The organism is Leptolyngbya sp. BC1307, assembly GCF_002286735.1.
Taxonomy (GTDB): Bacteria; Cyanobacteriota; Cyanobacteriia; order Phormidesmidales; family Phormidesmidaceae; genus Phormidesmis.
Genome location: NZ_NRTA01000019.1, coordinates 1 through 21,316 on the forward strand (window position 1 = coordinate 1; position 21,316 = coordinate 21,316).

Consider the following 21,316-nt stretch of genomic DNA (forward strand, 5'->3'; position numbering starts at 1 on the left):
GCTCACGCAGTAAAAACCGATTGATGCTGTCGTGGCTTACCTCTGCCAAGATTTCTGAGAGCCGTACACAACTGACGTATTTAGGCTCAGCTAGTAGAAATAAGGTGTAGAGAGGGCTATTACACTGGGCTGTAGATGGTTTTGATCGCTGGCGCATGCTGACCAGAAGGCTAAGAGGATGTGATTTATTCTACCACCCATAATCTGCCTGCTCTGTCAATGCGTAAGTCCTATCTCTCTCAAAACGTTACTGCCGAAGCGCAGGTTGCTCTGTGTCAGCCGGAGGGATTTTCCGAATGGTTAGGCAAAATAGGCGAGGCGTTGAGCGGGGTGTGTCAGGAGGCGATCGCCGGGGGGCAAGTTCTCTCAGCTGCTGAAACGCAAGAAATTATTGTAGAGAATACCGAATATAAGAATCGCATTTTCTTGAGCACTTATAAGACCGAAACCCCGTTTGGTAGCTACAAAGCCATTGGCATTTTCAACAGATTTTTTCTACAAAAAGTCAACACTGGTATAGACAGCCCTGATCTTTCATGAGCCCCCAACGCCCAATTTATCTAGACTGCAATGCCACGACGCCAGTAGACACGCAGGTGCTTGCTGCCATGCTGCCCTTTTTTACAGACTACTTTGGCAACCCTAGCAGCTTGAACCATGCCTACGGGTGGGAAGCGGAGGCAGGTGTGAAGCGAGCGAGAGAGATTGTGGCAGCGGCTATTAACGCTGATCCGGTTGAGATTGTGTTTACTAGCGGTGCGACTGAAGCCAATAACCTGGCTATTAAAGGCGTCGCCGAAGCTTACATGGCAGGCGGCAAGCATATCATCACGGTACAAACTGAGCATAGCGCCGTGCTCGATCCCTGCCGGTATCTAGAATCTCTGGGATTTAGCGTGACCTATTTGCCTGTAGGGGCAGATGGGCTGATTAGCCTATCGCAGCTAGCGCAGGCTTTTCGCCCGGATACCATTTTAGTGTCGGTGATGGCGGCGAATAATGAGATTGGGGTGCTGCAACCGATCTCGGAGATTGGGCAGATGTGCCGCGATCGCCAAGTCATCTTCCATACAGACGCAGCTCAAGCACTGGGTAAAGTCCCTTTAGACGTGCAGGCGATGAAGATTGATCTGCTGTCGATGACGGCGCATAAGCTCTACGGGCCCAAGGGCATTGGCGCTCTGTACGTGCGGCGGCGCAATCCTCGGGTGCAGGTAGCTCCCCAATTGCACGGGGGCGGACAGGAGAGAGGGCTGCGGTCGGGCACTTTGTATACGCCGCAGATTGTCGGATTGGGTGAGGCGGTGAAGCTGGCCGTAGAAGAACGCGCTGATATGGCCGAGAAGTTAGGCGGATTGCGCGATCGTCTCTGGCATCATCTCTCTGGGCTCTCAGGTATCTATCTCAATGGACACCCCACTCAGCGGTTGCCTAACAATCTCAACGTCAGTATTGAAGGGATTAATGGCGCAGACTTGCTTTCTCAGCTGCGCTCTGAAGTAGCGCTCTCTTCGGGGTCAGCCTGTAGCTCTGCTAACCCTGCCCCTTCTCATGTGATCAAAGCTTTGGGTCGCAGCGATCAGTTGGCAAGGGCGACTTTGCGGTTTGGATTAGGGCGCAGTACGTCGGCAGCAGAGATTGACCAGGTCGGGAAAGCTGTCAGTGAGGGGGTGCGATCGCTTCGTAGTTAGCCAGCTAAGCCAGCGCTTTCCCTTTCTACCATCATCGTTCTCTTCTCCATACAGGTCGGGAATACTTCAGTAAACCCCCGATGCGTCTATGTCTGAGCTGTCAGCTTCGCCCCCTGCCCACGGTCAACCGGCCATTAGCGTTTTGGTCGTAGACGACCAGCCGATTGCCGCTAAAGCGATTCGTCGGCTGCTGGCTTCAGCCCCTGATATAGCAGTCCATTACTGTCAGGAGCCGACACAGGCGCTGGCGATCGCCACAGAGATCAGGCCAAGCGTGATTTTGCAAGATCTGGTCATGCCCAATGTAGACGGGCTGATACTGGTCAAATTCTTTCGGGCGCATCCAACCACGAGAAATACGCCCATTATTGTGCTCTCGTCCAAAGGTGACCCCGAAGTGAAAGCCGCCGCTTTTTCTGCCGGTGCCAACGATTACCTGGTCAAGCTGCCCGATCCGATTGAGCTGATTGCGCGGTTGCGATACCACGCAGCGGCCTATCAAAATCTGCTGAAGCGATACGAAGCCGAGCAGACCCGGGCCTACAGCAAAACGTTAGAAAACCAGGTAGAAGTGCGCACCGCCGAACTCAAACAGGCGCTAGATACGCTCAAGCAGGCCCAGGCCCAGCTAATCCATACCGAAAAGATGAGCAGCATGGGGCAGCTCGTGGCGGGTATCGCTCACGAGGTGAATAACCCGATCAACTTTATCTACGGCAATCTCAACTACATCAACGGCTATGTAGAAGATTTGCTAGCGCTGATTCAAGCCTATCAGCAGCACTATCCCTCGCCGCCGCTGCCGATTTGTGAAAAGCTAGAAGACCTTGATCTCGAATTTACTTCGCCTGATCTGTTGCGAAGCTTTACCTCTTTGCGCAGCGGTGCCAAACGCATTCGCGACCTGGTACTTAACCTGCGTAACTTTTCTCGCTTTGACCAGGCGGCTATTAAAACTGTAGACCTGCACGAAGGCATTGACAGCACTCTGGCAATGTTAGCGCCTGATCTAGCAGGGGTTATCGTAGAAAAAGAGTATAGCGAGCTACCCCTAGTGGAGTGCTACGCCGGTCAGCTAAATCAGGTTTTTATGCACTTGATTCGCAATGCGCTAGATGCGCTTAAGCTGTCTGCAGACGCTAATGCGGATAAATCTCCTTTACTGCATATCTCTACGGCGATCGCTCAAAATAATCGGGTCGCAGTGTGGATTGCAGACAATGGCCCAGGCATTTTGCCAGAGATTCAAGAGCGCATTTTTGACCCTTTCTTCACAACCAGGGCGGTGGGTCAAGGCACGGGGCTGGGCCTGTCGATTAGCTATCAAATAGTCACCGGGCAGCATCAGGGCAGGCTAAAGTGCTACTCGATGCCGGGGCAGGGAGCCAAATTTTTGATTGAGCTGCCGGTTTGCTTGGCGGCGGCTGAGCCTCCGGATGAGCCACCTGAGATTAAGCATGAGGCTAAACGCAAGGTGCTACAGGGCCTGACGAGCGGCGCGGGTGACCTGACCTAGTTCGTTCAGACTGGGCCAGGGCTGGATCGCCTGATCAGATCGCAGCCATAGCAGATATTCAATATTGCCAGCCGGACCCACTAGCGCCGACCACGTCAGCCCCCGGTAGTGCCAGCCCAGGCTAGCTGCAGCCTGCGTAACTTGCAGAATCGCCCCGGCCTGATCTTGGGCATCGCGCACTACGCCTTTTTTGCCAACTTTCTCGCGGCCTACCTCAAACTGCGGCTTGACTAAGAGAATAGCTTCACGAGGCGGGGCCAGTAAATCCCAAAAGGCGGGCAGTACTTTGGTTAAGGAGATAAACGACACGTCCATCACGCCTAGCGTGGCAGGTACTTGCCCGTCATAAAGCTCTGCTGCACTCAGGTGGCGAATGTTAGTGCGCTCTTTAAGGATGACACGAGGGTCTTGCCGAATTTTCCAGGCGACCTGGCCATAGCCCACATCGACGCCGTAGACCTGCTGAGCGTTGGCCTGTAGCAGACAGTCGGTAAAGCCCCCGGTAGAAATGCCGCCGTCTAAGCAGATTTGTCCGCTGGGCTGAACGTCAAAGACAGCTAGGGCCTTCGCTAGCTTTTCGCCACCTCGGGAGACATAGGGGGGCTTTTGCTTGAGTTCAATCACCGCATCAGGCGCAATCAGGGTGCCAGGTTTGTCAATGATTTGCTGAGCAATTTTCACTTCGCCTGCTCTAATCAGCCTTTGGGCCTGCTGCCGGGAAGGGCACAGTCCTTGTTCTACCAGAAGAGTATCGAGTCGCTGCTTGGCCAACAGAAGGCACCTGGGAAAGGCACGGATGAAAGAGGTAGCTTTGATTGTATCAAACTGTCTCCTGTGAGGTTCTGGCAGGCAGCAGGTAGATCAGACCTGAAATCCAGGTAAGGGCGACGGCGACCCAGAAGAGAACAATGCCCGCTATCTGCCAGATGCCTGAGAGCGGTGCGAGCAGGATAGAAATAGCCACGATTTGCACGACTGTCTTCGCTTTACCCCAGATGCCTGCGCCCGGTACCTGACCCTGCTGAAAAGTTGGATTCACCCGCCAGCCCGAAATGGTTAGCTCTCTTGCCAAAATTAGAAAGACGCCCCAGGCAGGTATCTCGCCTAGCCCTACCAGTGCCATTAGCGGGGCTAGCACCAGCAGCTTATCGACTAGCGGATCTAAGAACTTGCCTAGATCGGTGACCTGATTGAGACGGCGGGCCAGGTAGCCATCGAGCCAGTCTGTACCCGCGAAGATGACAAAAGCAACCACGCTCACCCAGCGGTGAATATCGGTTGGGTCGAGCAGCGCTATAAGGACGATGGGCACGCCTAGCAATCGGGAGACCGTAATCCAGGTGGGTAAATTCATCGCGGTTACTACTGGTGGTGGCCGTCTGATGGGCCGTAGGTCAGTTCTCCAGAGACGTAGCTATGGGGCTCTACGTGAATGGTGGCTCGTGTGGGGCCAAATTCGGCTATGAGCTGCTGCTCTACCTGCTCGGTGATGTTGTGAGCGCTCAGTACGTCTTTGGGTTCTACAATCAGGTGCATGTCGATAAAGACCTGGCGGCCCAGCAAACCGCGTGAGGCGATACTGTGGCAGTTGAGCACGCCGGGTACCTGCATGACGGCGGCGTGAATAGCTTCGGGAGCGATCGCCATCTCATCGACCAGCCAGGGCAAATTAGCTGACAGCACAACCCAGCCGCTGCGAATGACCAAAATCGCCACCGGAAACGTCAGCACCACATCTAGCCACTGCACCCCTACCCAGACGCCAATCAGCCCGCCAATGACGGCAATGGTGATCCAGATATCGCTCATAGTGTGCTGCGCATCGGCAATCAGGATATTGCTACCCAAGCGAGTGCCGACCCGCCGCTCATAGAAAGCGACAAAAATATTGATGCCCAGTACGCCCAGCAAAAACCACAGCGAGAGTGCCCCCATCGTCACGGGCTCACCGCCCACCAGCAGCTGCTCTCCAGCCCCTTTCAAAATCTCAAAACAGGCAATTCCTAAGAATGCGGCAATGCCCAGTGCGCCGACCGCCTCAAACTTTTGATGGCCGTAGGGATGGTCGCGATCAGGTTCAGGAGAGGCTAGCTGATTGGTCACCAGCCCCAGCACGTTATTGGCGCTGTCAGTGATGCTATGCAGCGCGTCGGCCAGCAGACTCAAAGAGCCTGTCCACGAGCCGACCAAGATCTTGAGCACCACGACAGCCAGATTGAGCACCAGGGTAATTAGCAAGACCCGACGAACTTCTGCCCGGTAGGCACGAGGAATCTGGTGGGAATGGCCGTGCTCGTGTCCGTGTGCGTGGTCGTGACTGTGGCGATCGCGTCTCCCCTCAGGTTGGTGACCCCGATGGCGCGGATCATCGTGAGCAGGTGACTCTCCGTTAGCGCGTTCTTGCTGGTGCGCATCAGTCTTAGACATATGCGGCCTCCTGAATACCCCTGCTGTATCTGCTAGCCTATCGCGTTCTTGAACGGTTCGGCAGTTTCTCGCAGGGTTCTATGTCTACAGATTTATAGTCATGGCTATTAGCTCGCTATGCTTTGGGCGTTGGCTTCGGTGATCGCCTCGTTGACCCGAATAAAAATCTCTCGGCAGTGGTTCTGCGTGCGCAGCGGCAGTTCTTCATTTTTGACCACTAGATCTATCTTGGCTCCGCTGTTATCAGCCTTGGGTTGGCTAATTAGCAGCTCTACAGTCGCCAGCTGAGCAAAGGAGACCTGACCAGGCTTTTCTTTGGCGACTATGCAGATCGGATCTTGATATATTAAGTAGAGATCACACGCTTCTAACGCGCCGATGAGCGCCCGGTTGATATTGTCCTGGGAAAAGCCGGTTACCAAAAAGTTAGTATAGCGAGCCATAGAAAGTTACAGGATGACTGAACAAACGAAGTTGCGACTCCGAGCCTGTTATCTTAACGAGGATCATTGACAGGATACCGCTGTTTTACTGAATAGGGAATAGGGTTACCTCCGTGCCGGTATAAACTGAACGCGATGCACTCAGGGAAATCTTGGAGCCGAGCCAGACATGCGCGGGAAATTAATTGTCTTTGAGGGAGGTGAGGGTAGCGGCAAAACCACTCAAATTAAGCGTTTGCACGATTGGCTAAAGCGCAGTGAGGCGTTGAGCAGGCTGCAAGAGAAAAACGCTGTTGTCGGTGTAAAACTCACCCGCGAGCCGGGCGGAACGGCACTCGGACAACAGATTCGCCGTTTGCTGCTCGCTCAGCACTCACCGACAGAAGCCTCTCCAGAGGTTCCAATTGTCAGTAGAGCCGAGCTTCTATTATACGCGGCAGATCGGGCTCAGCATGTAGAAGCCACGCTGGTTCCCTGGCTGGAGCAGGGATATTGGGTGCTGTGCGATCGCTACACCGATTCAACGGTAGCCTATCAGGGCTATGGCCGTCAGCTCGACTTGGCGCTGATTGACCAGCTCAACCAGATGGCGACAGGCGGACTTAAGAGCGACCTGACGCTGTGGCTGCGGGTACCGCCAGATGTGGGGCTTGCTAGAATGCAGCAGCGCGGTCAGGCGGACCGAATTGAGCAGGCAAGCGGGGCGTTCCATCGGCGGGTGAGCGAGGGGTTTGCGGCGCTAGCGGCAGAGCATGCGGGAAAGGGAGAGAAAGAAAAAGGGGGAGAGGGCTTCCTGAGCAGTGGGCCGATGGTCGAGATTGAGGGCGATCGCGCTGTTGAGACAGTGGCCGCTCAGATTCAGCAGATAGTTCAGCAGCAGATAGCTCAGTGGTATCCTCTCCTTTCTCTAGATTAATTGGCCAGGTTCAGGCGGTAGCGCTGTTAGAGCGAGCAGTTAGCTTGCAGCGGGTGGCACCGGGCTATCTGTTGGCGGGGCCAGACGGCACGGGTAAGTCTTTAGCGGCGGCGGGGTTTGCTGAGCTGCTGCTGCGGAGGCAATCGGCTAGTCCGACTGAGCCGACGGAGGCTGCGCTGGCGCGGCGGATTGGCGATCGCAATCATCCCGATTTACTTTGGGTAGAGCCCACCTATCTGCATCAGGGCCAGCTACTGACCGCTAGCCAGGCTGCTGAGTCTGGGCTCAAACGCAAGAGTCCGCCGCGCATTCGCTTGCTCCAAATTCGTGAAATTGCTCGGTTTCTCAGTCGGCCAGCGCTAGAGTCGCCCCGGGCCGTGGTGGTGATTGAGCAGGCAGAGCGAATGGCTGAGGCGGCGGCCAATGCGCTGCTCAAAACCTTAGAAGAGCCCGGCCAGGCGACCGTCATTCTACTTGCGCCCGATCAGCAGGTCTTGTTACCCACCTTAATTTCGCGCTGCCAGGTGATTCCCTTTCGGCGGCTGAACGGTGAGCAGATGGCGCAGGTGCTAGGCCGAACCGGGCATGATGAAATTTTGCGCTCGGCTGAAGTGCTGGCGATCGCCCAGGGCTCTCCGGGTCATGCGATCGCTAGCTGGCAGCAGTTGCAGGCACTGCCCGCCGACCTGCTCACTCAGCTGACAGCGCCTCCAAGGACGCTGCGAGATGCTCTCACTACCGCCCGCGAGATCAATCAATCGCTAGATACCGAGGCTCAGCTTTGGCTGGTTGACTACTTGCAGCAGAGCTACTGGCAGCAGGGGCTGAGCAATGCAATTCAGCTGGCCGCGTTAGAGAAGGCCCGCACCTATTTACTGAGCTACGTCCAGCCTCGGCTAGTGTGGGAAGTGACCCTTACTCAGCTAATGAACGTCCATCCCCACCGCCCACCCGTCCGCTCATCCGACTATGCCTAACTCTGCTGCCGACCTGCCCCAGCCGCTCAACCGGCTGCAGCCTTTCGCCATTCCTAACGGCTTTTTGCCCGCGACCGCGCCTACAGAGGGCGCTATGGACACCTCATCACCTGCCTGGTGGTTTGTCTGTACGGGCTCTCGCCTGCTGACGATAGCCGCGTCGGGCAAGGTCGATGGGCCAGAGCGCACCGATACGCTAATCCGGGCACATCAGTTAGAAGACTGGGGAATTGTGCCAGTGAGAACCCAGTTTTTGGGCTATCTACATAATCGCCCCTGTATTGCCGCTGAGCTGCCCCAGTCGGTCGCGCTACCCAAAGTACTGACCCTGTGTCACTTGAGAGAACTGTACGGCAGGCTGAGTGAGGATTTGTTTGCGATCGCTGCCCGCGCCGTTCAACTGATCGAATGGGATCGCACCCACCAATACTGCGGCCACTGCGCCACCCCCACAATTCAGCTGCCGACCGAGCGGGCCAAACGCTGCCCTCAGTGCCAGCTGCGTCAATATCCTCGGCTCTCTCCAGCGGTGATTATGCTGATCTACCGAGATGAAGAGATTTTACTGGCGCGCGCGCCTCGCTTTCGTGATGGCATGTACAGCGTACTGGCGGGCTTTGTAGAGCCGGGTGAATCACTAGAAGAGACGGTTGCGCGTGAAGTTAGAGAAGAGGTAGGGGTTGAAATTAAAAACATTCGCTACTTTGGTTCGCAGCCGTGGCCTTTCCCAAACTCTCTCATGGTCGGGTTTATTGCCGAGTACGCGAGCGGTACGCTCACCCTCGAACCAACCGAAATTGAGGCCGCTGCCTGGTTTCATAAAACAGACCTGCCGCCTGTCCCTGGCAAATTCAGCATCGCTCGAAAGCTCATCGACTGGTTTGTGACCTCTGCAATTTGATAATGCTCAGGGCCAGCCCCGTACCTGGATAAGGGTGACCCTGTCAGCCGAGAGGAGAGATTTCGCAACCAACAAGGTTGTTGGAGAGGCGCAACAGAATCCAACATATCGAAACCTCCTTCTCCTGCGTGCGCTCCCCTAGCAGCCGCCATGAGGACTACTTCGGTTTACCGCCAAAGAGCCCTTTTAACCCTTTCAGCGCGCCCTGCAATCCGCGATCGCTCCGACTGCGCGGCGCTACGGCCAATTCAATATCATCATCCTTTTCACCCTTCAAGCGATAGCCATACTCCAGATTGTCTCGTTTTTTTTTCAACATCGGAAACGCTCGAAACCCGCCCTGTAGCAAATCGGCCTGACTGCTATAAATCGCCTGGTGAATTTGGCTGGAGCGACGAACGGCGATCGCTCCCACCGGGAACCACTGCTTAGTTCCCTTAGCCCGCATGTACACCTCATACTCCGGCAAGCCATCGGTCTTCATTTTGTCGTACTGCTTCGACGCCTTTGTCCGCTCCTTTGTCCGCTTCGACACCTTCTTCTCAGACGGCTTTCCCCCAAATCCTTTCGGCTCAGACATACTGCTTACTCATTAATGCTTTATAAAAGTTTACAGCTTTATTGGCGAACGTACTTTGCCCGGTAAATTGGCAGCCCTTTCTCTGCTGTGACAGCTTCCCGATCAGTCTTCGCCGGAAACGGACTTGCCGCCAGCCAACCATCGCCCTCTCGGACAAAAGCCGGATTTTCTTGGAAGCGATCGCACATCTCCACACACACCTCCTCAATATCTGACTGCAGCCATACCCAGCCTCCCACCGGCATCAGCGCCGCTAGTTCCGCCACCAGCCCCGGCTGCACCACCCGCCGCTTTTGATGACGCTTCTTAAACCAGGGGTCAGGGAACTGAATGCTCACTCGTTGCAGCGGGCAACCGCCCGGCCAGTCTGCCAGCAGCGGCTTCAGCGAGTTATTGACATTGCAAAAAACAAAGTGCAGGTTGCGCGCCGTCGCTTCTATCGCACTATCTCGCCGGATGAGTGCTCGTTCTACCAGCGGCTCGCGAATCTCCAGCCCCAAAAAATTCCACTCAGGTAATTGCGCCGCCATCGCCCGCACAAAATCCCCCTTGCCGCAGCCAATATCTACATGCAGCGGCTGCTGAGGATGGGTAAAGACTTGAGACCAGTTTGGGGCAGCGGCTGGATCCGCGTACTTATGGCTGAGCGGATTAACATGCTGGCGGACACGGCGGATAGGCGGCATTGAGACAATAGCAGTAGGTGAACTCAACCCACCTTATCGCTATGAACCTGCCTAACGTTAATCAGATAAGGAATTTCATCGGCCTTGCTGGGCCAGCTCCGCCGGATAAATCGCCAAACGAACGGCGCAGAAATTGCCACTAAGATCAGCCCCACCCACCACGAAGACTGCACATCTTCGACGGTATAGGTTTGCTCGCCCGCCGTTGTCCGAGAGATCCAGTCAATGCCCACCGCCGTCAAATTATTTAAGCTGTGGCAGGCGACAGGCACCCACAGGCTACGCGTTTGCACATACAGCAGACCCATCACCAGGCCAAACAGCGTCAGCCCCAGCGGATTATTCACATGCAGCAGGCCAAACAGCAGCGAAGAGGCTACTAGCCCCCAGCGTAGCCCCCACTTCGTACTCCAGCGCTGGAGCAAAATTCCTCTAAACACCAGTTCTTCTACCAGCGGCGCATATACCACGAGCAAAAACAGCATCAGCGCGTCATAGAGCTGGGGGTAGCCGCTACTGCCGCCGCCTAGCATCATATTGGTCTCTAGTGTCTGCGCCGCATAGCCCGGAAAACCCAAAGACACTAAGTAAAAAACGACTGAAAAGCTGCCCAGAGAGAAGACCAACAGACTAACGACTAACAGCCCAGCGTAGCGCAGAGAAAACTGGGGCGAATGCTGCCCAAATAAGGGGCCGATATTCAGTCCCTGCCGCCGCCCTGCCCACAAAACAATGCCGCCCAGCACCGTCCAAACCGAAATCGAAAGAATGGGCATCGAAATCGGGTCGTCCTTTAGCCACGGCAGCAGCGCTCGCTCGCCTAGCTGAGCGTATGCTATGCCGATCGCAATGCTGGCGATTAAGTATGTGCCTAATATCAGGTAGCGGCTCTTGAGGCGTAAAAACGGGTTTAAAGGGGAAATTGGCCTGTCCATAGGCGAAGCGATCGCAGCTCCTGCAGTCTTCATAGAGTTCAAGGCCAGCCGAGATAGGCCAGTTTAGAAAGGCGTAGAGCAGCCAGAGAGACCCTTGAAAGCGGTCATCTCCTACTCGCTTTTGTTTCATGCCGTTCATTATAGAAAGCTTTGGCCAATACTCGCAGATGGGTAGGGCAAGGCGAATTGCTTTTAGCTTTTGTGCCTTTACAAGGGCTTTTTGATCGATGTTGCGATCGCTAACGAAAGTGCCACATCGCTATTAAAACCCCATACAAAGTTGCTAAAGTATCTGGGTAACTAGGTCTGAGTCATCTTATAGTGCCGCCCACCCCCGATGATAGTCCTTCGCCATTGCCGCCTTCTTCGCCTAATGATCGGCGCTTTTCCTGGTTTTGGTTAGGCATCCTGACCGGCAGCGTTTTGGGTGCGGCTGGTCTCGGACTAGCGGCTTGGGCGTGGATGTTTATCTACGACGATCTTGCCCCTCTGCTCTCAAAAACTCTAACCGAGTCTTTAGATCGCCCGGTTGAGCTAGGCGATGTCGAAAAAGTTACGCTCGGTAGCCTGCGAGTGGGCCCCTCTGAGATGGGGCCATCTGATACGGATCCCACTACGCTTAGCGTCGAGACAGTAACCGTCAAATTTGATCTGCTCGACACCCTGCTAACCCGAAAGCTTGGGCTAGATCTAATTTTGGTGGGAGCAGAGGGCTACGTAGAGCAAGACAAAGAAAAAGGCTGGCTGAACTTTTCAGGCTTTGAACGAGATGAAGATCAGCCGCAGCGATTTAAAGTCAGCGTTAACGATGTTCGCATTCGAGATTCTGAGCTGACGCTGGTGCCATTGCCTGCTGCTGCCGGTCAGCCCCGGCCAATTCCCATCGATCAGGTCAGAGGAAATATCAACCTCGAAGAGGTGATGGTGGCCGGTGAAGAGGCTCGCCACACCCGGTTTGAAATTCAGGGCGAACCGGCGGCAGGTGGCGAAATTACCGTCAAGGGAGAGGTGCAGCCGGTAGTCGTCAGCGCGGCACTGCTCGAAGAGACCGCTGAAGATACTGAGACGAATGGCCCTGACGATGCGATTGACAGCCCTAGCGGCGCTGATCTAAACGGGGGCGACAGAATTGGCAACGCCACCAATCTACTCATTAGTGGTGACAAAGCGCCGCTGGCCGATATCTTAAGCTTTACGCTCTCTACCATCGGCATTCCGACTAATGATGTGACGGTAGCCGCAGGTCAGGTCAGCGGCACCTTAGATATGAAGTTTCGCCCAGGGCAACCGCTGGACTATTCGGGCGCACTGATCGCCGATAATGCCGAGATTAAAACCACGCTCTTGCCCCTCCCCCTAAAAGATATGTCGGGTCAAACCCGCTTTCAGGGCAATGAATGGACGATTGATCGGCTCAGCGCTGACTATGGAAAGATTGAGGCTGTCGCCGAAGGCTTAGTCGATTTTGACGAGGGTTACGACCTCACCGTGGTGGCGAAAGATGTCTCTGTCGAAGACTTTACCGAAACGGTCAAACTCAAACTGCCCGTGCCTACCGCAGGCCGCTTCGACGCGATTGCGCAAGTCGGTGGCCCCCTCAGACAGCCAGAATTTTCGGGCACTGTCACGGCGATCACCCCCATAGAGGTAGACAAGCTCACCTTTACCAGCGCCTCTAGCGACTTTTTCCTGGAAGGCAGACAGCTCTTGCTCGACGATATTGCCGCGACGCCCAACACCGGCGGGGCACTGCGCGGCTCGGGGCAGGTTCGGCTAGGTGAGGGCTCTCCCTTTACCTTTCAGCTAGCTGGCCGCAGTTTGCCCGCCCGCGAACTGGCCAAGCTCTATGGCGTGGAGACCCCTTTCAAAATTGGGCTGGTGTCTGCCGATGCGGTCGTGACCGGTGGCAACGATGGCCCGGTGAATACGACCGTCCAGCTAGACGCGCCATCGGCGCAATACCCTGCCTCAGGCGTGGTCGAAATCAGCGGTAGAACGGTCGCCTTTCGCAATACGACTTTGCAGGTGGGCGGCGGTACGGTCAGCGGCTCGGGCCAGCTGGTTAACGGCCAGTGGAATAGCGATGTGACGCTAGCAGGGGTGCAGCTCAGCACGCTTTCAGACAACCTGCGCGGCGATATCAGTGGCCAGTTTGCGCTCAGTGGCAATACGGCTGATAACCGACTAGCCGCGATCGCCGCCCGAGGCAATGTCGCTTTCTCTGACGGCCTAGCCACCTTTGCTCCTCAGTTCAGTGAGTTTGACGACCCGCTTACCGCCCGAGTTGCCTGGAATGGTGAGCAGATCACTGTTGATCAGGCGACGACCGACCGGGTGACGGCGAGCGGTACCCTCACCCCTGAGTTCTCTGACAGCGGCTTTACTGGCTTAGAACGCTTGGATCTCGAGGTGACTGCTCGCGACTATGCGATCGCCGAAATTCCCTTTGTCAGTTTGCCAGATGCGATCGCGCTGACTGGCCGTACCGATTTTACTGGCACCATCAGCGGCAACCCGACGGCCCCGACGATCAGCGGCAATGTTCAACTGGCCAATTTAGTCATTAACCGCCTACCGTTCAATCCTTTGCTGACCGGCAGCGTGGCCTATTCTTCAGATAGCGGTCTCGCTCTAGATGTCGCTGGCGGCAGCGATCGCATCGCGCTCAATCTCCGTCCGTCTGGCCCTCAAGGGACGCTCGCCAGCACTGGCTCTACGCCCAACCTCGACTTTGACATTGACTGGCGCGACACCTTTGCACGCGGCCAAACCCAAGGCGAACTGCTCAACGTCCAGGCCGGTAATTTTCCGCTCTCTGTGCTCAACTTTCCGGCAGGGGGCGCAGCCGATATTGGCCAGCTGCGCGGCACCCTGACATCCGCTGATCTGGCGATTAACCTGGGTAATCAAACCCTCGAAGGCGACTTTGCGATTGATCAGCTGGGTCTGGGCTATATTAACGCCGGACAGTTGACCGGGCAGATCCGCTACGCCGACAGTCTAGCGACCCTCACCAGCGGCGCACTCACGATTGGTGACAATCTCTATGACCTAAGCGGGCGGCTGGCGCTCGGCGGCGGCGCACCCGTCTACAGCGCTAATATCACTACTCAGCAGGGCGATGTGCAAAATCTCCTCACTGCCCTCTCAATCTATCAACTAGAAGACCTTCGCCGGGGGCTAACGCCGCCTGACTGGATTGAAAACCCGCTCTCTCAAACGGAGCTAGAAACGCTGCTGGCCACCAGTCAGACTGGCCGCGCCGATGCCGCCCTGCTCAATCAACTGCGCCGCCTGGCTGAGATTGAAGCTATTCAGTCAGAGATTGCGATCGCCGAGGCCGCCGCGCCGCTACCCCCCCTAAAAGAACTCAGCGGCCCCTTCGCTGGAGAAATTCAGCTCAATGGCCAGGGCAGCGATTTTCAGCTCGACTTCGACCTAGCCGGGGCCAACTGGCAGTGGGGACAAGACTACAGCGCAGATCAGGTAATTGCTCAGGGCAGCCTGACGCCCAATGTCCTAACGCTGGCACCGGTTCGCTTTGCCTCGACGATTCTCGTGCCGATTGATCCAACCGCAGCGCCAGCGGCAGCCGAGACTGAGCTAGCCGCTACGATGCCTGAATCGCCCGCTAATAGCGAAGGTACGCCTCTCTCTGATCTGGCAGTCCGCCCGGTAGAAGCGGCTGTTAATTTTGCTGGTCAGCTGGTATTTGGCCAGAATACCGAGCTGACCTCCAACTTGCAGGCCACCGCTCAAAATTTGAACGTAGATACGCTGAGTGATGTGCTCGAACTACCCATTAATATTGATGGGTTTGCCAATGCGAGTGCGACCCTAGGCGGCACGCTGAACAATCCGCAGCTGCGGGGAAGAGCAGACCTGGCGAATGCTGCTATTAACGACACGCCCATTCAATCTGCCAGCGCTCAGTTTCTCTATCAAAATGCGCGTCTCAGCCTCGATAGTGCCCTGGTTGCCACTACGCCAGAAGAGCCGCTAACGCTCCGGGCGCAGATTCCCTATGCCTTTAATTTCATGACCGTTGAGCCAGAGAGTGACGATATCGCTGTCGAAATTGATGTCAGAGATGAGGGGTTGGCGCTACTAAATATCTTTACCCAGCAGGTCGCCTGGGAATCGGGCAAAGGCCAGGTCAATCTCAAGATCGGCGGCACGCTGTCTAACCCTGAAATTGCCGGATTTGCCACCCTAGATGAGGCTGTACTCAGTGCCAAAATCTTGCCGGAGCCGCTGACTAACGTCAATGGTCGGGCTACGTTTGTAGGCGATCGCATCATTGTAGAAACCCTGCAGGGCAGCTTTAGCGACGGCCAGCTCACGGCTGCTGGCACCTTCCCGCTACTGTCTCCCATTATTAGCGGCGCTCAGCTCACCGCCCTGACAGCAGCGCCTAATCTGCCGCCTGAGTCACCTACCGATGCCGCCGAACCCGCGCCAAACGCAGATCCGAGCCGCGAATTCGACCCGCTCTTTCCGCAGCCGCTAGCGCCTAGCCGTCCCCTCACCGTCAATTTTGAAAACATCGCCCTATCGCTGCAAGATCTTTATGAGGGCGGGGTGAATGGTCAGGTAATCGTCGGCGGCAGTGCCTTGGTGGTAGGGCCTCAAATTGCGGGTGAAGTCGTCCTTTCTAACGGTCAGGTGCTGCTGCCTGATGGCAATGGCAGCGGAGGGACGACCACGCTAGCGTCTACGCCGACAACTGGCACGACTGGCACAACTAGCACAACCACTGGCGGCCTTACGCCCGATTTTCGCGACCTGCGGCTAACCTTAGGCAACTCCGTTCGGATTATTCAGGGCAACCTGCTTAATTTTGTCGCCGATGGAACGCTGCTGCTAAACGGGCCACCTAATGATTTAGAGCCTGCGGGTGTGATTAACCTTAGATCTGGGCGAGTCAGCTTGTTTACGACTCTCTTCCGACTGAGAGGTGGCAACAACACAGCCGAATTTAGACCGGAGCTAGGATTGCAAAACCCGCTGCTAGATGTATCGTTGCGAGCCTCCGTCCCCGAGGTCAACAGCGCTGGTCCGATTGCCAGTACGCCCTTTGCCTCTTCTGAAGTCGCCGACACCTCGAATAATGGCTTTGATAATCCTGGATCTTTGCGAACGATCCGCGTCCGCGCCGATGTCGATGGCCCAGCTAACGCCATTTTTGAAAATTTGGAGCTGTCTAGCTCTCCTTCTCGCTCTGAAGCCGAACTGATTGGACTGATCGGGGGCGGCTTTATCACGGCTTTAGAATCAACTGTCGGCAGCCTATCCGGCAGCGGCGACGGCTTCCAAGGATTAATTAACCTGGTCAGTGGCACCGTCTTAACCAGTGTCCAAGACCTAATTGGCACGACGCTTAGTCTCAGTGAATTCCGTCTGTTTCCGGTTACCGCCGCTAGCCGCACCGTCACCGAAGGAACCAAGGACACCGGCCTCGACATTGGCGCAGAAATTGGGTTTGACGTGACCGATACCACTTCTCTATCGGTTTCAAAAATCCTGACCGATAACACCAATCCCGAATTTGGGATCAACTACCGCCTAAGTGACCAGTTTACCGTCAGAGGCACGACAGACTTAGATGAGATTAACCAGGTGCTGCTGGAATATGAGATCCGGTTTTAGCCTAGCGGGTTACTATTGCCAAGCATCCTCGGCTAAAATCGACTGAGCTTTCCCTGAAAAAGGGTCATACTAGCTGAAAGTACTTCTATCGCTTTTTCCCAGCTTGCTTTCTACCTAAATTTCTATCTTTTTCGGTGAGACGACGCTTTTTATCGTTTTACAATCGCTGTTTCTTTACCTTCAACCAACCCGTGCTCAAACGAATTACCTTTTCGCTACTCCTTTTACTGGGGGCGTGGAGTCAGGCTAAGCCAGCTGTCGCTCAAGCGCTATTACCCTATACTTTGCCCCTCGATCAGGAGCGTTTGCAGGCAGACGGTGAGAGCTTGGCGCGAGATGCCGCGCAATTAGCTCAGTTTCAACAATATGATGAGGCGCTCGCTCGGGCACAGTTGTCCGCGCAGCTGCTGCCTGGAAATGCTGATGTTCTGGCGCTGCTAGGTAGTCTCTATCTGCAGGTGAGCAACCCCCAACCGGCTGAGGCGATCGCCGTACTAGAAAAGGCCAAGGCGCTCCAGCCCGAAAACCCGCTGGTCATGTTTGCCTTGGGCAGCGCCTACTTTAGCCAGGCAGACTACATGCAGGCCGCTCAGTCTATTGAGTCTGGCCTCAAACTAGAGCCTGACAATGCCAACGCTCTATTTGACCTGGGCAACGCTTACTACAAGCTCACTCGCTACGATCAGGCGATCGCCCAATATGAAAAAGCCATCGCTAATGACGCTAGCTTCTGGCCAGCGGTGAACAACATCGGCCTGGTGATGTACGAGTCGGGAGATGTAGATGGTGCGATCGCTCAGTGGCAAAAAGCGCTTGACATTGCCGCTAGCGAAGAAACCGAGCCGCTGCTGGCAATCTCCGTGGCTAACTACAGCCGGGGCGCTCAGGTCGCTGACAGCAGCAACACCGCCGTCGCTGCCTTAGAGCGTGACCCCCGCTATGCCGACATCGACTTCCTCAAAGAAAATCTCTGGGGCGAACAGCTAATTGCAGCGACTGAGCAGTTCTTCAGTACGCCCACTCTGCAAGATCTATTAGCTCAGCTGTAGTCAGCGGCAGTCAGCACTTGCAACCAGCGACGGGCTTGAGCGGCCTATCGCTGGTCAGCTATGCCTGGCTGGGCCTTAAGCGTGGGCGCGACGACAACAAAGGCGTCTGATTCACTCAGTCCGGCACAAAAATGGTACAAATGAACTGTATTTAACACAGCGCCACTTTTTCTATTCAGGAATCAGGGCCGATATGTCATCTACAAACTTTTGGTGATCGACGACTGGCTTGGAGATGTAGCCATCGGCACCGCTCTGAGTCAAGAAGTTTTCGCGATCGCCATCCATCGCATGAGCCGTTACCAAAATTACAGGCACTGCCGACGTTTGCGGGTCGGCTTTAAGCATCTGCGTAATGGCGATGCCGTCCACCGGCTTACCCTCATAAACGCTATGAGAGAGTGAAACATCCATCAAGATGACATCGGCCTCTTTGTGCCGAGCGATATTGATGACCTCGTCAACATTTTCCGTATGTTTGACGTTTAACCCCCCTCGCTTCGTCAAAATCTTTGAGAAAACGCGGGCGTTTACCATGTCGTCTTCCACAATTAAAACGGTCTTCATGACTTTTCTTAAGGGAGAATGGGCTAACTGGGCGCAAAAGAAATCTAAAACCTGACGCTATGCTGAATCTTGAGCTTGGCTGATGTGCGTTTGACGGAAGCTGCACTAAGCGCCTATACAAACGGTAGAGCTTTTAATCCGCACGGCTTTGCTAACAATTAAGTTTAGCTATAGCGAGCTTTGAAACGTTTAGAGACTACAGTTTAGGAACACATTTTAGAGTATTGCAGTTTTTCGGCGCTTCCGTGTAACGTACACCATTGTCAGGTTCAGTGGTTGGGTTCGATGGCTATCTGCTTTCACAGTAGCTTCTCTTTGAGAGATATTGGCTCCCTTCAAACGCTCGCTGAGCTGTCTTCACAACTCGGCAGCTGATCTGACCCTAATCTAGCGCGCTGCCGTCCCCGGTAATCGTCTTTTCGCTAGCCCACCTTACTTATCGCTCCTCTCTATCAGGACCTAATTCATGGCAAAACAGCTTAACTTTTCCAATGAGCAGATCGTACCCACCGCTCTTCATACCGAGGTGCAGCGATCATATTTGGAATACGCCATGAGCGTCATTGTCGGGCGCGCCCTGCCTGACGTTCGCGACGGGCTAAAGCCTGTTCACCGGCGCATTCTATATGCGATGCATGAACTGGGGCTAACCCCTGATCGCCCGTTTCGCAAGTGTGCCCGCGTCGTTGGCGATGTACTGGGTAAATATCATCCACACGGCGACCAGGCGGTATACGACGCGCTGGTGCGGATGGTGCAAGATTTTTCGAGCCGATATCCGCTGCTGGCTGGCCATGGCAACTTTGGCTCGGTCGATAACGATCCGCCAGCGGCGATGCGCTACACCGAAACCCGGCTTGCCGCAATTGGTCACAGCGCCCTGCTGGCTGAAGTTGGCGAAGCAACGGTCGATTTTATTGACAATTTTGACAGCTCTCAGCAAGAACCAGTCGTGCTACCTGCACAGCTGCCGAACCTTCTGCTCAACGGCAGTTCGGGCATTGCGGTGGGGATGGCGACCAATATTCCGCCGCATAATTTAGGAGAAGTCATAGACGGTCTGATCGCCTTGATTGATCGGCCCAATCTCTCAAACGAAAAGCTATTTGACCTGATTCCGGGGCCAGATTTTCCGACCGGCGCAGAAATCATCGATACCCAGGGCATTCACGATGCCTACCGCACCGGTCGCGGCGGTATCCCCATTCGCGGGATTGCCAGTTTTGAAGAGATTCAGCCTGGGCGGGGGAAGCGATCGCGCCAGGCCATTGTCGTCACCGAGCTGCCCTACCAGGTAAATAAGGCGAGCTGGATTACCAAAATTGCCAGCCTGGTCAACCAGGGGCGAATCGACGGTATTTCCGACATTCGCGATGAGAGCGACAGAGACGGTATGCGCGTGGTGATTGAGCTGAAGCGGGAGGCTCAGCCCCAGCTTATTCTGAACGACCTCTACAAAATGACGCCGCTGCAAACCAACTTCGGGGCGCTGATGCTCGCAATTGAAGACGGTCAGCCCCGGCAGCTCTCTCTACGAGAAATTTTAGAGGCGTTTCTCACCTTTCGCGAAGAGACGCTGATTCGCCAGTACAGCCACGAGCTGGCGCAAAAGCAGGCCAGAGCCCACATCGTGGCCGGGCAGATTGTCGCCCTTAATCATCTGGATGCGGTGATTGAAATTTTGCGCCGTGCGCCCGACGGCACCACCGCTCGCGTCAGCCTGCAAGAGCGCTTTGAGCTGAGCGACCAGCAGGCCGACAGCATTTTGTCGATGCCCCTACGCCGACTGACCAGCCTGGAGCAACAAAAGCTGCGCGACGAAGCCGAAGAACTCGCAGCCCGAATTGGCGATCTGCAAACCCTGGTAGAAGATCGCTCGGTGCTAATGAAGTCCTTAAAAAAGGAGCTTAGAGCGCTCAAAAAGAAATTTGACGACCCCCGCCGCACCCGCATTCAAACCTCTGCCGAACGCCGCCGCGAGCAGCAGGTACTTGCCGAGATTGCTGCCGAAGAAAGCGAAGAGACGTTCATCGTAGAATTTACCCGCAAAGGCTATGTGCGCCGATCCTCGCCCAAAGCCTACAGCCGCCGTCAGTCAAGAGTTGAATCTAGCGCGCAGCTCGACGAATTTGACGATATTACTATTCAAACTGAGCTGACTAACCCCACTGAAGAGATTTTAGTCTTAACCCGCGATGGTAAAGCGTATACCGTGAGCGTAGGCGATATTCCCATCGGGCAGCGGCAGCAGAAGGGTGTCCCTCTCATCGGTTTGCTGCCCAACGCTGCTGGCAGTACCCCAGACGACGTGGCCGCCCAGATCGTCTTGAACGAAGCGCGGCTAGGCCAGCAGCTGATCTTGATTACCACTAAAGGCAGAGTGAAACGCCTGCCTGCTCAAGAGCTGAGCAACCTCACTGGCCGGGGGCTGACTGCGGTCAAGCTCAAAACAGAAGATACCTTGCAATATGCGCTGATTACGCCCCTGGGCAGCGATCTGGTGCTGGCTTCGTCGGGCGGTAGGCTGCTGCGCTTTCGGGTCAACGACGAACAACTGCCAGAGCTGAGCCGCACTGCTCAGGGGCCGCAGGGCATCCGTCTACCCAAGAGCGAGCGTCTGGTCGGCTGCGTGCCGGTACAGTCCAAAGACGCTCTGCTGCTGGTCTCGACGAAAGGGTTTGCCAAAAAGATGCTGGTCAGCAACTTCAAAACGGCTAACCGGGGTGGGATTGGCTCTCAGTCCTTTAAGTTCAGCTTGAAAAATGACTCGCTAGCGTCGATGATATTGGCGGTTCCGGAAACGACCTTCACCGTCGTGACGAATGAAGATCGATGCGCTAGCCTGATGCCCGACGAGGTGCCTTTGCAGGGCAGAAGCCAGCCGTGCGATCGCTTATTCACCACCCGGCGCACTGAAGCTGTCACCGATACCCTAATCAGCGGTCTCCCTGATGAAGCACTCAAAGCCTGAAAATTCTC

At 55.3% G+C, this 21,316-nt stretch carries 17 protein-coding genes and 1 pseudogene; 9 read left to right on the forward strand and 9 right to left on the reverse strand.

The annotated features are described in order from the left end of the window. Positions 1 to 157, reverse strand: a pseudogene (locus CKL79_RS12080) (IS701 family transposase); the annotation flags it as partial. A gap of 62 nt (positions 158 to 219) precedes the next feature. On the opposite strand from CKL79_RS12080, the gene CKL79_RS12085 reads away from it, so the two are divergent. The 3 genes from CKL79_RS12085 (at position 220) to CKL79_RS24195 (ending at position 3,207) form a co-directional block, all read left to right on the forward strand. Continuing rightward, positions 220 to 540 (forward strand): DUF4359 domain-containing protein, encoded by a 321-nt coding sequence (locus CKL79_RS12085; protein WP_121969843.1) that lies wholly within the window; start codon positions 220 to 222, stop codon positions 538 to 540. Continuing rightward, complete coding sequence (locus CKL79_RS12090) at positions 537 to 1,691, forward strand: aminotransferase class V-fold PLP-dependent enzyme (RefSeq protein WP_121969844.1); 1,155 nt, start codon at positions 537 to 539, stop codon at positions 1,689 to 1,691. The genes CKL79_RS12085 and CKL79_RS12090 overlap by 4 nt, the downstream gene beginning before the upstream one ends. A gap of 88 nt (positions 1,692 to 1,779) precedes the next feature. Next, positions 1,780 to 3,207, forward strand: a complete 1,428-nt coding sequence (locus CKL79_RS24195) for a response regulator (protein WP_121969845.1) — start codon at positions 1,780 to 1,782, stop codon at positions 3,205 to 3,207. On the opposite strand, the gene CKL79_RS12100 is transcribed toward CKL79_RS24195, so the two are convergent. From CKL79_RS12100 to CKL79_RS12115, 4 genes are all read right to left on the reverse strand, one after another. Beyond that, positions 3,169 to 3,978 carry a TlyA family RNA methyltransferase gene (locus tag CKL79_RS12100; protein WP_121969846.1) on the reverse strand — a complete coding sequence of 270 codons (810 nt, stop codon included), beginning with the start codon at positions 3,976 to 3,978 and terminating at the stop codon, positions 3,169 to 3,171. The two genes, CKL79_RS24195 and CKL79_RS12100, sit on opposite strands and share 39 nt — an antisense overlap. A 49-nt stretch (positions 3,979 to 4,027) precedes the next feature. Next, a complete protein-coding gene (gene pgsA / locus CKL79_RS12105) occupies positions 4,028 to 4,561 on the reverse strand; it encodes a CDP-diacylglycerol--glycerol-3-phosphate 3-phosphatidyltransferase (protein WP_121969847.1) in 534 nt (177 codons plus the stop codon). Positions 4,562 to 4,569: 8 nt separating this feature from the next. Continuing rightward, positions 4,570 to 5,634: a cation diffusion facilitator family transporter gene (locus CKL79_RS12110; protein WP_121969848.1), complete on the reverse strand. Its 1,065-nt coding sequence runs from the start codon at positions 5,632 to 5,634 to the stop codon at positions 4,570 to 4,572. A 107-nt stretch (positions 5,635 to 5,741) separates the two neighbouring features. After that, entirely contained in the window at positions 5,742 to 6,077 is a 336-nt protein-coding gene (locus tag CKL79_RS12115; RefSeq protein WP_240518823.1) for a hypothetical protein, read from the reverse strand. Positions 6,078 to 6,246: 169 nt separating this feature from the next. Between CKL79_RS12115 and tmk the strand changes: the two genes are divergently transcribed. The 3 genes from tmk to nudC are packed head-to-tail and all read left to right on the forward strand — an operon-like array spanning position 6,247 to position 8,871. Continuing rightward, positions 6,247 to 6,993: a dTMP kinase gene (gene tmk / locus CKL79_RS12120; protein ID WP_121969849.1), complete on the forward strand. Its 747-nt coding sequence runs from the start codon at positions 6,247 to 6,249 to the stop codon at positions 6,991 to 6,993. Next, the gene (locus CKL79_RS12125; RefSeq protein WP_121969850.1) at positions 6,966 to 7,970 is read left to right on the forward strand and encodes a DNA polymerase III subunit delta'; all 1,005 of its coding nucleotides are present in this window, start codon (positions 6,966 to 6,968) and stop codon (positions 7,968 to 7,970) included. The genes tmk and CKL79_RS12125 overlap by 28 nt, the downstream gene beginning before the upstream one ends. Then, positions 7,963 to 8,871 carry an NAD(+) diphosphatase gene (gene nudC, locus CKL79_RS12130; RefSeq protein ID WP_121969851.1) on the forward strand — a complete coding sequence of 303 codons (909 nt, stop codon included), beginning with the start codon at positions 7,963 to 7,965 and terminating at the stop codon, positions 8,869 to 8,871. The genes CKL79_RS12125 and nudC overlap by 8 nt, the downstream gene beginning before the upstream one ends. A gap of 157 nt (positions 8,872 to 9,028) precedes the next feature. Here nudC and CKL79_RS12135 read toward each other — a convergent pair whose 3' ends face one another. From CKL79_RS12135 to CKL79_RS12145, 3 genes are read right to left on the reverse strand one after another with little or no spacing between them, the layout of a single operon-like run. After that, positions 9,029 to 9,451, reverse strand: a complete 423-nt coding sequence (locus CKL79_RS12135; protein WP_121969852.1) for an HHL1-like protein — start codon at positions 9,449 to 9,451, stop codon at positions 9,029 to 9,031. A gap of 38 nt (positions 9,452 to 9,489) precedes the next feature. Beyond that, entirely contained in the window at positions 9,490 to 10,137 is a 648-nt protein-coding gene (gene trmB, locus CKL79_RS12140; protein WP_121969853.1) for a tRNA (guanosine(46)-N7)-methyltransferase TrmB, read from the reverse strand. 23 nt (positions 10,138 to 10,160) lie between these two features. Further along, positions 10,161 to 11,105, reverse strand: a complete 945-nt coding sequence (locus CKL79_RS12145; protein ID WP_121969854.1) for a type II CAAX endopeptidase family protein — start codon at positions 11,103 to 11,105, stop codon at positions 10,161 to 10,163. Between the two features lie 288 nt (positions 11,106 to 11,393). On the opposite strand from CKL79_RS12145, the gene CKL79_RS12150 reads away from it, so the two are divergent. Together CKL79_RS12150 and CKL79_RS12155 are read left to right on the forward strand one after the other, a co-directional pair. Further along, positions 11,394 to 16,721 (forward strand): translocation/assembly module TamB domain-containing protein, encoded by a 5,328-nt coding sequence (locus CKL79_RS12150; protein ID WP_121969855.1) that lies wholly within the window; start codon positions 11,394 to 11,396, stop codon positions 16,719 to 16,721. Between the two features lie 191 nt (positions 16,722 to 16,912). Beyond that, entirely contained in the window at positions 16,913 to 17,770 is an 858-nt protein-coding gene (locus CKL79_RS12155; RefSeq protein WP_121969856.1) for a tetratricopeptide repeat protein, read from the forward strand. 171 nt (positions 17,771 to 17,941) lie between these two features. Here CKL79_RS12155 and CKL79_RS12160 read toward each other — a convergent pair whose 3' ends face one another. After that, on the reverse strand, positions 17,942 to 18,337 hold the full coding sequence (locus CKL79_RS12160) for a response regulator (protein WP_121969857.1): 396 nt from the start codon (positions 18,335 to 18,337) through the stop codon (positions 17,942 to 17,944). A gap of 466 nt (positions 18,338 to 18,803) precedes the next feature. Between CKL79_RS12160 and gyrA the strand changes: the two genes are divergently transcribed. Further along, complete coding sequence (gene gyrA / locus CKL79_RS12165) at positions 18,804 to 21,308, forward strand: DNA gyrase subunit A (RefSeq protein WP_121969858.1); 2,505 nt, start codon at positions 18,804 to 18,806, stop codon at positions 21,306 to 21,308. Positions 21,309 to 21,316 lie beyond the last annotated feature (8 nt).

Excerpts from the sequence above, each read along its gene's own strand:
- pgsA (WP_121969847.1), bottom strand. The coding sequence starts at position 4,561 with ATGAATTTACCCACCTGGATTACGGTCTCCCGATTGCTAGGCGTGCCC.
- CKL79_RS12085 (WP_121969843.1), top strand. The coding sequence starts at position 220 with ATGCGTAAGTCCTATCTCTCTCAAAACGTTACTGCCGAAGCGCAGGTT.
- CKL79_RS24195 (WP_121969845.1), top strand. The coding sequence starts at position 1,780 with ATGTCTGAGCTGTCAGCTTCGCCCCCTGCCCACGGTCAACCGGCCATT.
- CKL79_RS12135 (WP_121969852.1), bottom strand. The coding sequence starts at position 9,451 with ATGTCTGAGCCGAAAGGATTTGGGGGAAAGCCGTCTGAGAAGAAGGTG.
- CKL79_RS12115 (WP_240518823.1), bottom strand. The coding sequence starts at position 6,077 with ATGGCTCGCTATACTAACTTTTTGGTAACCGGCTTTTCCCAGGACAAT.
- gyrA (WP_121969858.1), top strand. The coding sequence starts at position 18,804 with ATGGCAAAACAGCTTAACTTTTCCAATGAGCAGATCGTACCCACCGCT.
- trmB (WP_121969853.1), bottom strand. The coding sequence starts at position 10,137 with ATGCCGCCTATCCGCCGTGTCCGCCAGCATGTTAATCCGCTCAGCCAT.
- tmk (WP_121969849.1), top strand. The coding sequence starts at position 6,247 with ATGCGCGGGAAATTAATTGTCTTTGAGGGAGGTGAGGGTAGCGGCAAA.
- CKL79_RS12160 (WP_121969857.1), bottom strand. The coding sequence starts at position 18,337 with ATGAAGACCGTTTTAATTGTGGAAGACGACATGGTAAACGCCCGCGTT.
- CKL79_RS12145 (WP_121969854.1), bottom strand. The coding sequence starts at position 11,105 with ATGAAGACTGCAGGAGCTGCGATCGCTTCGCCTATGGACAGGCCAATT.
- CKL79_RS12090 (WP_121969844.1), top strand. The coding sequence starts at position 537 with ATGAGCCCCCAACGCCCAATTTATCTAGACTGCAATGCCACGACGCCA.
- CKL79_RS12110 (WP_121969848.1), bottom strand. The coding sequence starts at position 5,634 with ATGTCTAAGACTGATGCGCACCAGCAAGAACGCGCTAACGGAGAGTCA.
- nudC (WP_121969851.1), top strand. The coding sequence starts at position 7,963 with ATGCCTAACTCTGCTGCCGACCTGCCCCAGCCGCTCAACCGGCTGCAG.